Origin of the sequence: Aeromonas sp. SER, from assembly GCF_038739615.1 — a bacterium.
Lineage (GTDB): Bacteria > Pseudomonadota > Gammaproteobacteria > Enterobacterales > Aeromonadaceae > Aeromonas > Aeromonas jandaei.
In genome coordinates, this window is the sequence record NZ_JBCGFC010000002.1 from 96,100 (window position 1) to 110,539 (window position 14,440).

14 protein-coding genes are annotated in these 14,440 nt (G+C 59.1%); 3 read left to right on the forward strand and 11 right to left on the reverse strand.

All coding sequences use genetic code 11. The features are described 5' to 3' along the window. Positions 1-44: 44 nt before the first annotated feature. From AAHA41_RS03300 to AAHA41_RS03310, 3 genes are all read right to left on the reverse strand, one after another. Complete coding sequence (locus AAHA41_RS03300) at positions 45-830, reverse strand: ATP-binding cassette domain-containing protein (RefSeq protein WP_323070421.1); 786 nt, start codon at positions 828-830, stop codon at positions 45-47. Beyond that, the gene (gene btuC, locus AAHA41_RS03305; RefSeq protein ID WP_323070420.1) at positions 817-1,824 is read right to left on the reverse strand and encodes a vitamin B12 ABC transporter permease BtuC; all 1,008 of its coding nucleotides are present in this window, start codon (positions 1,822-1,824) and stop codon (positions 817-819) included. The genes AAHA41_RS03300 and btuC overlap by 14 nt, the downstream gene beginning before the upstream one ends. 102 nt (positions 1,825-1,926) lie before the next feature. Next, complete coding sequence (locus tag AAHA41_RS03310; protein ID WP_323070419.1) at positions 1,927-2,661, reverse strand: transporter substrate-binding domain-containing protein; 735 nt, start codon at positions 2,659-2,661, stop codon at positions 1,927-1,929. 112 nt (positions 2,662-2,773) lie between these two features. On the opposite strand from AAHA41_RS03310, the gene AAHA41_RS03315 reads away from it, so the two are divergent. Together AAHA41_RS03315 and tapW are read left to right on the forward strand one after the other, a co-directional pair. Continuing rightward, positions 2,774-3,130 (forward strand): DMT family protein, encoded by a 357-nt coding sequence (locus AAHA41_RS03315; protein WP_005302630.1) that lies wholly within the window; start codon positions 2,774-2,776, stop codon positions 3,128-3,130. Between the two features lie 59 nt (positions 3,131-3,189). Then, entirely contained in the window at positions 3,190-4,329 is a 1,140-nt protein-coding gene (tapW, locus tag AAHA41_RS03320; RefSeq protein ID WP_323070418.1) for a type IVa pilus ATPase TapW, read from the forward strand. A gap of 66 nt (positions 4,330-4,395) precedes the next feature. Here the strand turns inward: tapW and AAHA41_RS03325 are convergent, their stop codons facing one another. Then, positions 4,396-4,845, reverse strand: a complete 450-nt coding sequence (locus AAHA41_RS03325) for an isoprenylcysteine carboxylmethyltransferase family protein (protein WP_104014424.1) — start codon at positions 4,843-4,845, stop codon at positions 4,396-4,398. Between the two features lie 175 nt (positions 4,846-5,020). Here AAHA41_RS03325 and alr point away from each other — a divergent pair, with 175 nt between their 5' ends. Then, complete coding sequence (gene alr / locus AAHA41_RS03330; protein ID WP_104014423.1) at positions 5,021-6,247, forward strand: alanine racemase; 1,227 nt, start codon at positions 5,021-5,023, stop codon at positions 6,245-6,247. Positions 6,248-6,303: 56 nt separating this feature from the next. On the opposite strand, the gene AAHA41_RS03335 is transcribed toward alr, so the two are convergent. The 7 genes from AAHA41_RS03335 to AAHA41_RS03365 form a co-directional block, all read right to left on the reverse strand. After that, positions 6,304-7,248: a TerC family protein gene (locus tag AAHA41_RS03335; RefSeq protein ID WP_041208571.1), complete on the reverse strand. Its 945-nt coding sequence runs from the start codon at positions 7,246-7,248 to the stop codon at positions 6,304-6,306. 301 nt (positions 7,249-7,549) lie between these two features. Next, positions 7,550-8,545, reverse strand: a complete 996-nt coding sequence (gene oppF / locus AAHA41_RS03340) for a murein tripeptide/oligopeptide ABC transporter ATP binding protein OppF (protein WP_323070417.1) — start codon at positions 8,543-8,545, stop codon at positions 7,550-7,552. Next, positions 8,546-9,526, reverse strand: coding sequence for an ABC transporter ATP-binding protein (locus AAHA41_RS03345; protein ID WP_323070416.1), 981 nt, complete (start codon positions 9,524-9,526; stop codon positions 8,546-8,548). 99 nt (positions 9,527-9,625) lie between these two features. Beyond that, entirely contained in the window at positions 9,626-10,537 is a 912-nt protein-coding gene (oppC, locus tag AAHA41_RS03350) for an oligopeptide ABC transporter permease OppC (protein WP_041208573.1), read from the reverse strand. Positions 10,538-10,551: 14 nt separating this feature from the next. After that, positions 10,552-11,472 (reverse strand): oligopeptide ABC transporter permease OppB, encoded by a 921-nt coding sequence (gene oppB / locus AAHA41_RS03355; protein WP_041208574.1) that lies wholly within the window; start codon positions 11,470-11,472, stop codon positions 10,552-10,554. Between the two features lie 96 nt (positions 11,473-11,568). Next, positions 11,569-13,188: an ABC transporter substrate-binding protein gene (locus tag AAHA41_RS03360; protein ID WP_323070415.1), complete on the reverse strand. Its 1,620-nt coding sequence runs from the start codon at positions 13,186-13,188 to the stop codon at positions 11,569-11,571. 279 nt (positions 13,189-13,467) lie between these two features. Then, the gene (locus AAHA41_RS03365; protein ID WP_033114327.1) at positions 13,468-14,103 is read right to left on the reverse strand and encodes a YchE family NAAT transporter; all 636 of its coding nucleotides are present in this window, start codon (positions 14,101-14,103) and stop codon (positions 13,468-13,470) included. Positions 14,104-14,440: the final 337 nt, after the last annotated feature.

A 14,440-nucleotide genomic window follows, 5' to 3' on the forward strand; every position in this document is an offset into this window, starting at 1 on the left:
GAGTGCACACGCCGCAGAGACGCCCTTGTCGGCGCCTGCGTCACTCACAGCGTGGGCATAAACCAGACCCGCCCCGCCGCTTCGATGCGGTCGGTGCGGATCTGGAATACCTGCTCCAGCAGCGCCTCATCCACCAGCTCGACGCCCCCCTCGCGCACCACGGTGCCCTGTTGCAGGCAGAGAATGCGGTCGGCCCAGTCGATGGCCAGATTGATATCGTGGATGGCGAGCACCACCAGCAACCCCTGCCCGGCCAGGGTTTTCAGCAGCCGCAATAGCGCCAGCTGATGATGCAGGTCGAGCCCCGCCAGCGGCTCGTCCAGCAGCAGCACCTTGCCTGCCGGATTAAGGCTCGGCCACACCTGCAGCAGAGTGCGGGCAATCAGCACCCGCTGCTGCTCGCCTCCCGACAACCGGCTGAAATCCCGAGCCAGCAAGCCATCCAGCTCCAGCGCCTGACACAAGGCGGTGATCGCCTCGTTCTGCCTGCTGGCCGGGGTGGTCTCGGCGAGACCCAGACTCAGCACCTGAAACACCGGAATATGAAACAGCTGCGGCTGGCGCTGGGGCAACATGGCGCGCCGCTGCGCCAGCTCCGGCCAACTCAGATCCGCGATCGGCTCGCCGCCGATCTGCACACTCCCGCCAGCTGGCAAGATGCCGGCCAGGGCGCCAAGCAGGGTCGATTTGCCGCTGCCGTTGGGGCCGAGCAGAGCCACCAGCTGGCCGCCCTGCCAGCCGATATCGAGGGGGGCGAGCCGGTTGGCGACGGTGAGCCCCTGCGCGGCCAGCAGGGGAAGGCTTGGGCGCAGTGCATCACGAGGCAGCATGGGCATCTTGTCTCAGCAGCAGATAGATAAAGAGCGGCGCGCCGACCGAGGCGGTGATGACGCCGATGGGCAGCTCGCCGGCATTCAAGGCAGAGCGAGCCACCAGATCGGCGGCCAGCAGCAGGGCCCCGCCGCCGAGCGCCGAGGCGGGCAGCAGGAAGCGCTGATCGCTGCCGCCACAGAGCCGCAGCAGATGGGGCACCACCAGCCCGACAAAACCGATGACGCCGCACAGGGATACCGCCAGTCCGGTGAGCAGGCAGACCGCCAGCACCAGCCGCACCCGCATCCTGTCCACATCCAGCCCCATCAGGCGGGCCTGGGTCTCCCCCAGCAGCAACTGTTGCAGCACCTTGCCCTGGCGGCAGAGCCAGAGCAGGGTGAGCGGCAACAGCAGCCACCACCAGCCAAGCTGCTGGCTGCCATAGGAGAGGCTGCCCATCATCCAGAACATGAACTCACGCAGCGAGCTGTCGTCGGCAAAATAGAGCAGCCAGGTCATGGCAGCATTGGTGAGAATACCGATGGCGACGCCAAACAGCAGCAATCTGGCATGGCCGAGCCGCGCGCGCCGCGCCAGCCGAATGAGCAGTATGGTCACCAGCAGGGCGCCGCCAAAAGCCGCCAGCGACAGCCCCCAGCCGGGCAGATAGACGCCGAGCGCTTTGGCCACCGCCATCGCCACCATGGCGGCCAGTCCAGCTCCGCTCGAGACGCCAAGCAGACCGGGTTCGGCCACCGGGTTGTGCAGCATCACCTGCAGCACGGCGCCACCACAGGCCAACGCCGCCCCTGCCAGCAAGGCCAGCAGGGCGCGCGGCAGACGCAGCTCCAGCAAAATGCGCTGCTCAAGCTCCCCCAGCGGCTGCCAGGGCAGCAGCACAAATTCACCCCAGGCAAGGGAGAAGAGAAAAAGCAGCAGGGTCAGCAGCAAGAGGCCAAGCAGCCAGCGCCGCTGCCAGCGCTGCTGACGTGCAACAAGTGAGAGATACAAGCAGGTTCCCCACAACGAAAGAGGGTTTCTCCCCCGGCTGGCCACTCTGGCCGCGGAGGAGAATCGAGAGGGGGAATAATAACAGCGCCGTGCCACCCGAGGTCAAGGCTGATAGGGTCTGGCGATTTGCTGGATCTCGCCATTTACCACCAGCGTTTGCAATGCCTGCGCCAGCGGCAACTTGAGCTCCTGATAGGGTGAGCGTTTGCTCATCCCCAGATACAGGGTGATGGGACGGGCTGGCCGGTAAGTGGCTTTGGCCAGGGCAAGGGCCGGTTCGCGGCTCAGGGCGTAATCGACCTGACAGTCGGTGCCAATCATCAGCGGCAGGTGGCCGCGCTGCACCATCCGCAGCAGCTGATCTTCGGTAGCGACCCCGTGCTTGTCGAGCCGGATGTCGCTGTCGAACGGTTCAAAGTAGGCGGAGTTGAGCACGAATCCCACCTTGACGCCCAGCAGGTGACTGTATTGATCGAGCCGGGCCACCTGCTCGCGCTTGCCATAGAAGGCGGGCCAGCACTGGTAGTAGGCCGGTTGCAGGTAATCGATAAATTGTGCCCGCTCCGGGGTATGGGCCAGCCCAATCATCAGATCGACCTGTCCGGTCTGCATCTGCTTGAGCGCCCGCCCCCAGGGCACCCGTTTCACCTGCAGCCGGATGCCGCTCTCCTGCTCCAGCCGGTGCAGGATCTCGATATCGATCCCCTGCAGCTGACCATCTGACTGCAAAATGCGAAAGGGGGGCCAGACATCGGTCGCGACCGTCAGCGTCGGCATCGCATTAACCCACCCCGCGGCAAACAACAGTAACAGCACAATCCTGTATAACTTGCCCATTCCGCACCAACCTCGCACGGCTCATCCTGATTGCTTAAAAATACCCTGCCCCACCGCGTATGAAAACTATCGGTTCAGGGATAAAATGCGCCGAATTTGCGAGGAGAACCCAATGAACCCGATTTTCACCAGTATCGGTCTGCTGCTGTGCAGCAACGTCTTCATGACCTTCGCCTGGTACGCCCACCTCAAGAGCATGAATCACAAACCCTGGATCATCGCCGCCCTGGTGAGCTGGGGCATCGCCCTGTTCGAATACCTGCTGCAGGTGCCCGCCAACCGCATCGGCCATACCGTGCTCTCCGTGGGACAGCTCAAGATCCTGCAGGAGGTGATCACCCTCACCGTGTTTGTCCCCTTCTCCATCTTCTATCTGAAAGAAGATCTGAAATGGGACTACCTGTGGGCCGGGCTCTGTATTCTGGGCGCGGTCTTTTTTGTCTTCCGCGAGAAACTGACCGGCGCCTGAGGCTGTACACTCAAGGACATTCGAAGTAATGGCATCTGCTTGATAGACGAGGCAAAACCATGGAATTGCGAGACATGTTACAGACCCTGGCCAAACAGGATGGCTCCGACCTCTATCTGTCGACCGGCGCCCCCCCCTGCGCCAAATTCAACGGGGTGCTGCGCCCCCTGAATGAGACACCGCTCAACCCGGGCGATGTGGCGGCCATTGCCGAGGCCATCATGGACAGGGAGCAGAAGGAGCAGTTCGAGCGGGAGCTGGAGATGAACCTCGCCATCTCACTGCCGCAGATCGGCCGTTTCCGGATCAACATCTTCAAGCAACGCAACGAAGTGTCGCTGGTGGCGCGCAACATCAAGACCGAGATCCCCCGCTTCGAAGATCTGAAACTGCCCCCCGTGCTACTCGACACCATCATGGAGAAGCGCGGACTGGTGCTGTTTGTTGGCGGTACCGGCTCGGGTAAATCGACCTCGCTGGCGGCGCTTATCGACCATCGCAACCGCAATAGCGGCGGCCACATCATCACCATCGAAGATCCGGTGGAGTTCGTTCATCGCCACCGCAAGAGCATCATCAACCAGCGGGAGGTCGGCGTGGATACCCGCAGCTTCCACGCCGCCCTGAAAAACACCCTGCGTCAGGCACCCGACGTCATCCTTATCGGCGAAATTCGCGACCGCGAGACCATGGAGCATGCGCTGGCCTTCTCCGAAACCGGCCACCTCGCCATCTCCACCCTGCACGCCAACAACGCCAACCAGGCGCTGGACCGCATCATCAACTTCTTCCCGGAAGAGCGCCGCCCCCAGCTGCTCAACGACCTTGGCAACAACCTCAAGGCGTTTGTCTCCCAGCGGCTGGTGAAGACCACCGATGGCGGCCGCCGGGCCGCGGTAGAGATCATGCTGGGCACCCACACCATCCGCGACATGATCAAGCGCGGCGAGTTTGGCGGCCTCAAGGAGGTGATGGAAAAATCCAAGGCCCTCGGCATGGTCACCTTCGACAGCGCCCTGTTCGATCTGGTGGTGGAGGGAGTGATCGACGAGGAGGAGGCAGTGAAGAACGCCGACTCGGCCAACAACCTGCGCCTCAAGATCAAGCTATGGAAGGAGAAGGGCCAGATCGCCAGCAGCAGCGATGCCACCGGCTGGAGCCTCGAACCGACCAAGGACGAGAAGGGCGACCATTTCTAACCCCGTTTATCTGCCGGCAACGCTTCCGCTGCGCCGGCAATCCCTCCCCTCAATCTGCTCACCGCCTTAACACCAGCGCCGCACCTGCTGGCAATAGCGAGCATACTCTTCGCCGAACCGGGCACGGAGCAGCCGCTCCTCCGGCATGATCTGGAAACGGGTCAGCCAGAGCGCCAGCAGTGCCGGGCCACCCCAGACCCAGACTCCCCCAAGATAGCAGCCCCAGGCGGCCAGCCAGCAGAACAGCCCCAGATACATGGGATTGCGGCTGATGCGATAGACGCCACCGGTAACCAGATGACGGGTTTCATGCGGCCGGGTGGGACTGACGGTGGTCTTGTGATGCCTGAAGCGAAACAGGGCGCCAAAGCCCATGATGGCCCCCGCAACAAACAGAAGGGCGATGAGGGCCCACATCCCCATTCCGGGGTGTGTCTCTCCCCTGACCCACCACATGGCGGCGGCACAGCAGACAAACACCAGTGGTGGTGGCAGGCGCAACTCCAGATTGACCATTTTTTTCCCCTGAAAAGTGTCGGAACAACCACGCCTGCGGTAGACTCAATCGCTTGTCCAAGTCTGCCGAGAGTGACAAAGATCATAATAATAACAACAAGTTGACGTTGAGCTACAGCCAATGTGGCCAACTCGACCCACACTATCCTCACGCGAACAACAAAAAGGAACCACCATGCACAAGAAAACACTGCTGGCCACCCTGATCCTCGGCCTGCTGGCCGGGCAAGCGGTTGCAGCCCCCTACCTGCCGCTGGCCAGCGATCACCGCAACGGCGAAGTCCAGACCGCCAGCAATGCCTGGCTGGAAGTCGATCTCGGCGCCTTCGAGCACAATATCCAGACCCTCAAGGATCGCCTCGGTGACAAGGGGCCGAAGATCTGCGCCATCATGAAGGCGGACGCCTACGGCCACGGTATCGATCTGCTGGTTCCCTCGGTGGTGAAAGCGGGTATCCCCTGCATCGGTATCGCCAGCAATGAAGAAGCTCGTGTCGCCCGCGAGAAGGGCTTCACCGGTCGTCTGATGCGGGTACGTGCCGCCACCCCGGACGAAGTGGAGCAAGCCCTGCCCTACAAGATGGAGGAGCTTATCGGCAGTCTGGTGAGTGCCCAGGGCATTGCCGATATCGCCCAGCGCCACCACACCACCATTCCGGTGCATATCGCGCTCAACTCCGCCGGCATGAGCCGCAACGGTATCGATCTGCGGCTGGCCGACTCCAAGCAGGATGCGCTGGCCATGCTCAAGCTCAAGGGGATCACCCCGGTCGGCATCATGACCCACTTCCCGGTGGAGGAGAAAGAGGACGTCAAGATGGGGCTGGCCCAGTTCAAACTGGACTCCCAGTGGCTGCTGGAAGCGGGCAAGCTGGATCGCAGCAAGATCACCATCCACGCCGCCAACTCCTTCGCAACACTTGAAGTACCGGACGCCTACTTCGACATGGTGCGCCCGGGTGGCCTGCTCTACGGTGACTCCATCCCCTCCTACACCGAGTACAAGCGGGTAATGGCATTCAAGACCCAGGTTGCCTCCGTCAACCACTACCCGGCCGGCAACACCGTCGGTTATGACCGCACCTTTACCCTCAAGCGCGACTCCTGGCTCGCCAACCTGCCGCTCGGTTACTCCGATGGCTATCGCCGCTCCCTGAGCAACAAGGCCTATGTGCTGATCCAGGGCCAGAAGGTGCCGGTGGTCGGCAAGACCTCTATGAACACCATCATGGTGGATGTGACCGACCTCAAAGGGGTGAAACCCGGTGACGAGGTGGTGCTGTTTGGCCGTCAGGGAAATGCCGAGGTGAAACAGGCGGATCTCGAGGAGTACAACGGCGCCCTGCTGGCGGACATGTACACCATCTGGGGCTACACCAACCCCAAGAAGATCAAGCGTTAAGCTAATCTCTGCCATGAAAAAGGGCTCCCGCGGGAGCCCTTTTGCTTGTTTGCCAATTATGCCGTTTTCTTGCGGGTCACCCAGAGGCTTAACCCCATGGAGGCCAGCAGGATCAGCGCGACCACGCCCAGTGCGATGCCGGTCGGGATCTTGAAGATATCCAGCAGCAGCATCTTGACCCCGATAAACATCAGGATCAGCGCCAGGCCGTATTTGAGCAGGGCAAAACGCTCGGCAACGCCCGCCAGCAGGAAGTACATGGCACGCAGACCCATGATGGCGAAGATGTTGGAAGTGAGCACGATAAAGGGATCCGTGGTCACCGCGAAGATGGCCGGAATGCTGTCTACCGCAAAGATAAGGTCGCTCACCTCTACCAGCACCAGGATCAGCAGCAACGGGGTGGCATAGCGCACACCGTCACGCCAGACGAAGAAGTTCTCCCCCTCCAGCGTCTCGGTCACCTTGAAGCGACGGCGCATCCAGCCCAGCAGCGGGTTGTTGGCCAGATCGGGCTCCTTGTCGGCCGCCCACAGCATCTTGGCACCGGTCAGCAGCAAGAAAGCGCCGAACAGGTAGAGGATCCAGTGGAACTGCTCGATAAGCCAGCTACCCGCAAACACCATACCGGCCCGCATCACGATGGCACCCAGTACCCCGTAGAGCAGCACCCGGCGCTGCAGCTCGGCCGGAATGGCAAAGTAGCCGAACAGCATCAGCCAGACGAAGACGTTGTCCACCGCCAGCGCCTTCTCGATGAGGTAGCCGGTGAGGAACTCCAGCCCCTTCTGGTTGGCAATTTCACGGCCTGCGCTGTGATCCAGCCAGAGCCAGATGGCCAGGTTGAACAAGAGCGCCACGCTGACCCAGATAAGGGACCAGATACCCGCCTCTTTGAGCGACACCTTGTGGGATTTGCCACCACCGACAAAGCGTATGTCTATCCATAACAGGACCAGCACTATGCTGAAGAAACCGGTCCACATCCACCATTCACCCATATTCACTTCTCCCAAAAACGACAAAACCCACGACCGAGAGGCGTGGGTTTGCGTTTTGAGCAGATACACCTTGCCTCTCGGCAAGGTCTCACTTACAGCCAATTTTCATCGACTGCCCGGCTGCCGGGTGCACTGCAGGAAATGGGTGCACCGTAATGACGACAAACCAGCGAGAAGTTACTCCCCTTGTTGCGCGGATATTAACAGCGGTAAAAGATAACGCCAAGAGGCATCTTCACCCTGACAGCAAAAAAACGGGGCGCTGTATGAGCGCCCCGTTTTTCCGTTGCGACCAGCGCAATCAGAGCGGATCCACCTTGAGGCAGGAGACGGCGTGATCGAAGTTGCCCTCCAACACAGGGCGGGTCTTGGCACACTCGGGGCCCGCCACCGGACAGCGGGTGCGGAACACGCAGCCTGACGGCGGATTCATCGGCGATGGCAAATCCCCTTCCAGGATCTGGATCACCTTGTTGCGCTCCAGCTCCGGATCCGGGATCGGCACCGCCGACATCAGCGCCTTGGTGTAGGGGTGCAGCGGATTGGCAAAAATCTCCTTGCGGGTCCCCAGCTCAACGGCGTTGCCCAGATACATCACCAGCACCCGGTCGGAGATGTGTTTGACCACCGACAGGTCGTGGGCGATGAAGATAAGCGACAGCCCCATCTCCTTTTGCAGCGACTTGAGCAGGTTGACCACCTGCGCCTGGATAGAGACGTCGAGCGCCGACACCGGCTCATCGCAGATGATCATCTTGGGCTCGAGGATCAGCGCCCGGGCGATACCGATCCGCTGGCACTGGCCGCCAGAAAACTCGTGTGGATAGCGGTTGACCAGGTTGGGCAAGAGCCCCACCTTACTCATCATGGCGCGCACCTTCTCCTTCACCTCTTCCCGTGGCAGGTTGGGATAGAAGGTGATGAGCGGCTCGGCAATGATGTCACCGATGGTCATGCGCGGGTTGAGGGAGGCCAGCGGATCCTGGAAAATCATCTGGATCTCTTTACGCTTCTCGCGCAGGGCATTCTGGTCGAGCTGGGTAAGATCATCACCCAGCCACACCACCTTGCCCGCCGTCGCCGGCACCAGACCGATGATGGCGCGGGCGAAGGTGGACTTGCCGCAACCGGACTCACCCACCACCCCGAGGGTTTCCCCTTCGTAGAGGCGCAGGGTAACGCCATCGACCGCTTTCAAATCGGATGGCTTGGCCCATGGCCACGCCTTGCCACTCTTGATACTGAAGTGCACCTTGAGGTCAGACACTTCCAACAGCAATTTCTTCTCGGCACCCATTTAGTTGGCCCCCTTGTTCATGGCATCCGATACCCAGTGACAGGCACGCTCCCGGCCGTCATTGAACGGCGTCAGGATTGGCGACTGCTGGCCGCAAATATCGCTCACCCGGTGGCAACGCTCCTGGAAGGGGCAGCCGGTGGGCAGACGCAGCAGGTTGGGCGGATTGCCCGGAATGGTGGGCAGCACTTCCCCTTCGGTATCGAGACGGGGAATGGCGCGCAGCAAACCTTCGGTATAGGGGTGGCTCGGGCGATAGAAGATATCGTCCACCTTGCCGTACTCCATGGTACGACCGGCATACATCACCAGCACCTTGTTGCAGATACCGGCGACCACGCCAAGGTCATGGGTAATCATGATGATGGCGGTGTTGAACTCGCGCTTGAGCTCATTCATCAGGGTCATGATCTGGGCCTGCACGGTCACGTCGAGCGCGGTGGTCGGCTCGTCGGCGATCAGCAGTTGCGGGCGGCAGAGCAGTGCCATGGCGATCATCACCCGCTGGCGCATGCCGCCGGAGAACTCGTGAGGATACATCCCCATCCGCTTGCGCGCTTCAGGGATCTTCACCGCATCCAGCATCCGCACCGACTCCTCGAACGCCGCCGCCTTGTTCATCCCCTTGTGCAGCATCAGCACTTCCATCAGCTGATCCTGCACCTTCATGTATGGGTTGAGCGAAGTCATGGGGTCCTGGAAGATCATGGCAATCTTCTCGGAGCGGATCTTGTTGAGCTTGGACTCGGGGAGGTTGAGGATCTCTTCGCCCTGAAATTTGGCGGAACCGGTGATCACGCCGTTCTTGGCCAGCAAGCCCATGATGGCAAACGCGGTCTGGGATTTGCCGGAGCCGGACTCGCCGACGATCCCCAGAGTTTCACCGGCAGAGAGAGAAAAGTTGAGGTCGTTGACCGCCACCACATTGCCATCCGGGGTCTTGAACTCGACCCGCAGATCTTTTACATCCAGTAATTTCATAAAAACTCCTTATCGATCTTTCGTGACGTTTTCCTGTCGATCCGATTCGCTGTCAGCGATGGGTGGCCGCGCTCTTGCGGCAGCCACTTGCCACCTTGATTAGCGATCCTTCGGATCGAGGGCGTCACGCAGACCATCCCCGAGGAAGTTGAAACAGAACAGGGTCACCACCATGAAACCGGCGGGGAACAGGAGTTGCCAGATGGCCACTTCCATCGACTTGGAGCCTTCATCCAGCAGAGCACCCCAGCTGGTCATGGGCTCTTGTACGCCCAGGCCAAGGAAGCTCAGGAAGGATTCGAACATGATCATCCCGGGCACCAGCAGGGTGGCGTAGACCGCCACGATCCCCAGCACGTTGGGTACGATGTGACGGGTGATGATCTTCCACTTGGAGACGCCGCAGACGTGGGCCGCCTCGATGAACTCCTTGCTCTTGAGGCTCAGGGTCTGGCCACGGACAATCCGCGCCATGTCGAGCCAGCTCACCGCCCCGATGGCGATAAAGATGAGCGCCAGATTGCGGCCAAAGAAGGTGACCAGCATGATGACGAAGAACATGAAGGGGAAGGCGTTGAGGATCTCCAGTACCCGCATCATCAGGCTGTCGACCCGACCGCCGATAAAACCGGAGGCGGCGCCATAGAGGGTGCCGATGATGACCGCCACCATGGCCCCCATGATGCCGACCATCAGGGAGATGCGGCCACCCAAGAGGGTACGCACAAATAGATCGCGGCCCAGACTGTCGGTACCGAAGTAGTGACCCGCTTCGATGTCCGGCGCACTCTGCATGGCACCCCAGTCGGGATCGTCAAAGGTGTACTGGGAGAGGTGCGGCCCGACAATGACCGCCAGACCGATGATGGTCAGGATGATCAGGCTGGTGAGCGCCGCCTTGTTGCGCAGGAAACGACGACGGGCATCCTTCCACAGAGAGCGCCCCTCTACCACTTCCACTTTCTGCGCGAACGCCTCGACGGCTTCGCGTTTTTCTGTTGAAACAACCATGATGCACTCCCGAATTAGTAACGGATCTTGGGATCGATAAAGGCGTAGAGAATATCGACCACAGCGTTAAAGGTGATGGTAAGGGCACCGACCAGAATGGTCAGACCGAGCACCATGGAGTAATCACGGTTAAGGGCACCGTTGACGAACAGCTGACCGATCCCCGGCAGACCGAAGATGGTTTCGATCACCACGGAGCCGGTGATGATGCCGACAAAGGCCGGGCCAAGATAGGAGACCACCGGCAGCATGGCCGGGCGCAGCGCGTGCTTCAGGATGATATGGCGCAGCGGCAGCCCCTTGGCTCGGGCGGTGCGGATGAAGTTGGAGTTCATGGTCTCGATCATGCTGCCACGCATGATCCGCGAGATGGCGGAGATGTAGTACATCATCATGCCAAACACCGGCAGCACCATAAACTGTACGCCACCACCCTGCCAGCCACCGGCCGGCAACCAGCCAAGATGGATACTGAAGATAAGCACCAGCAAGGGCGCCAGCACAAAGCCCGGGATCACCACCCCGGCCATGGCCGACGACATCAACAAATAGTCGATGATCGAGTTCTGTTTCAGCGCCGCTATGGTGCCGAAAGTGACCCCCAGAGTGACGGCAAAAATAAAGGCGAAGGTACCGATCTTGGCGGAAACCGGCAGCGCCTGGCTCACCAGATCGTTGACGGTAAAGTCCTTGTACTTGAAGGAGGGACCGAGATCACCCTGCACAAGGTTGCCCAGATAGGTGAGATATTGCATCCCGATCGGCTTGTCGAGGCCATATTTGGCTTCAATGTTGGCCATTACTTCGGGGGGGAGCGAGCGCTCGCTGCTAAAGGGGTTACCCGGGGCGAAACGCATCATGAAGAAGGAGACGGTGATCAAGACCAGCAGAGTCGGGATCGCTTCCAGTAGACGTTTAAAAATGAATTTCAACATAGACAATTCCTGTCCTGTACTGCTTCCAAAGGGTCGCGGTTGTAATAAAGGCCCGCCGTCTGGCGGGCCTGCTTGTTATGCGACTTGTAACGAAAATCAGTGAGCGATGATGTACATGTCTTTGCTGTAGAGGTTATCCAGCGGGTTGGCCGGGTAGCCGCCTACATAGGGTTTCACCATACGGGCAGTCACGTACTGATAGATGGGGGCAATCGGCATGTCCTTGGCCAGGATCTCTTCAGCCTGAACATAGAGCTTGTTGCGGGCAGCCACATCAACCTGATCGCGAGAGGAGTCCATCAGCTTGTCAAACTCCAGATTGGAGTACTTGCCGTCGTTGTTGCCGTGGGTGGTCTGCATCAGATCCAGCATGGAAGAGGCTTCGTTGTAGTCGGCAATCCAGCCGGCACGACCCACATCAAACTGACCCTGCTTCTTGGTCTCCAGATAGGTTTTCCACTCCTGGTTGACCAGGCTTACCTGCACGCCCAGCTTCTTCCACATGGAGGCAACGGCGACCGCTACTTTCTTGTGGTTGTCGTCGGTGTTGTAGAGCAGCTCGAACTTCAGCGGCTTGCTGGCATCGAAACCGGCCTCTTTCAGCAACTCTTTGGCCTTGGCATCGCGCTCGGCCTGGGTCATCTTCGACCATTCCGGAGCCACCGGCTTGAAGCCATCCACAAAGTCCGGCACCAGGGTGTAACCCGGCGTCTGGCCCTGACCCATCACCTTGTCGGCAATCACGTTACGATCGATGGCATAGGAGAGCGCAGTACGCACACGTACGTCATCAAATGGCTTCTTCTTGAAGTTGTACTGGTAGTAGTAAGTACCAACGTAGCCAGTCACCTTCAGCTCATCCGGCTTCTCTTTCTTCATCTGCTTGAAGCGCTCGATGGGCATCTGGTAAGTCATGTCCACTTCGCCGGCCAGATAGCGGTTCAGATCGGAGTTGGTGGACTGGATCGGCAGGTAGGTCACCTTGTCGATCACGGTCTTGGCGTTATTCCAGTAGTTGGGGTTGCGCACCACATCAACCCGCTCGTTCACGACCCAATCTTTCAGCTGATAGGCACCGTTGGATACCATGTTGCCGGGCTGGGTCCACTTGTCACCAAACTTCTCGATCACCTTCTTGGGTACCGGGTAGGTGGTGGTGTGGGAGAGCATGCTGACAAAGTAAGGAATGGCTTTCTCGAGCTGCACCTCGAAGGTGTAGTCGTCCACCGCTTTCACGCCCAGAGTGTCGGCAGGTTTCTTGCCGGCAATGATCTCGGAAGCGTTGACGATGGTCGGGATCTCCAGATACCAGGAGTAAGGAGAGGCGGTTTTCGGATCGACTGCGCGTTTGAAGGCAAATTCGAAGTCGTGGGCAGTGACCGGATCACCGTTGGACCACTTGGCATCTTTACGCAGATGGAAGATGTAGTGTTTGTTGTCCTTGGTTTCCCAGGATTCGGCTACCGCAGGCAGGATCTCGCCTTTGGGACCGGAGGCAACGAGACCTTCAAACAGGTCGCGCAGGATATTGGATTCGACCGTTCCTTCGGTCTTGTGCGGGTCAAGGGTCGCGGGCTCGGAGCCGTTGCCTTTTACCAGCTGCTGAACATCAGCCAGCTTGGTTCCCGCCGGGACATCGGCAGCTTGTGCCATATTGATGCCACCAAACAGTGCAGCCATCAGCAATGTGTTAATAATTGTTTTTTTATGAGTCATTTCCATACTCCAACAAGAACATTCCATGCGTTCATTTAAGTGGCGGGCATTGACCCCGCTCCCAGCATAATTCCCTGCCAATTCCGATATTGCAATAGATATTGTCAGGACAATCATTACTTTCCGGTCAAAAAACCAGCTGCCAGCCTGTTTTTCAGAATGAAAATGCCAACGACATGTTCATTTTTTAAACAAGCGTCCGATTCTAAAAAACGGTGTCCAAAAAGCAACCAATAAAAAGCCGGTCACGAGGACCGGCTTTCATAAAACAGACCTGGCTCACATCAGGCTGGGGAAGACACCCTTGATACCCGCCACCATGATCTCGATACCGAGCGACATCATGATAAGACCCATGATACGGGTCACCACGTTGATACCGGTATTACCCATGATTTTGAACAGCAGCGGGGCGGCGCGGAAGATTAGCCAGGAGCAGAAGGAGAAGACCACGACAACAACCGACATGCCGAGCAGCTGCTGCCAGTGGCTCTGGCTGGCATAGACGATGACCGAGGAGATGGCGCCCGGGCCTGCCATCAATGGCAACGCCAGCGGAACCACGGCGATCGATTCACGCACTGCCAGTTCGCCCTTCTCCTGTTTGTTGTGCTTCACCTCGCCCAGCTTGCCCTGCAGCATCGACCAGGCGATCAGGGTAATCAGCGAGCCACCGGCGATACGGAACGATGCCAGCGAGATGCCGAAACCGTCGAGGATCAGCTGCCCCATATACATGGAGACCAGCAAGATGATCATCACCGCGATATTGGCGGTGGTGTTGGTCTTCATCCGTTCAGCCTGGGTGTAGTGGCTGGTCAGGCTGACAAAAACCGGCAGCAGACCCAGGGGGTTGATGATTGCGAACAAACCGACAAAAAACTTCAGATACAAAGAGACGTCAATTGCTGCCATAGGCGCCTTCCAAACGTGTGCAGGGCCCATCGGGCCAGTCCATTAATTTCGCGCGTAAATTTACATCATCCCCAGAGCGGGCACCAATCAAATAATCTCACCATTTACAGGGTTTTTTGGTTAGTTTCGCTAATGCATGGTCGCAACGTGGCATAAACTGGTGCCAACTTGCGCAAAAGGGCTCGATTGCCACCCAACACTTGTCTATGCGCCCATATCCTGGCTTATCGTCTTTGCTGCGATGGCAAAGATGGCACCGAACGGCCAGCAGCCATGCCCCAAAGATCGCTGTCACAGCCATCAATTGGATTAGTCATGGATTAAAACAACATGCAAT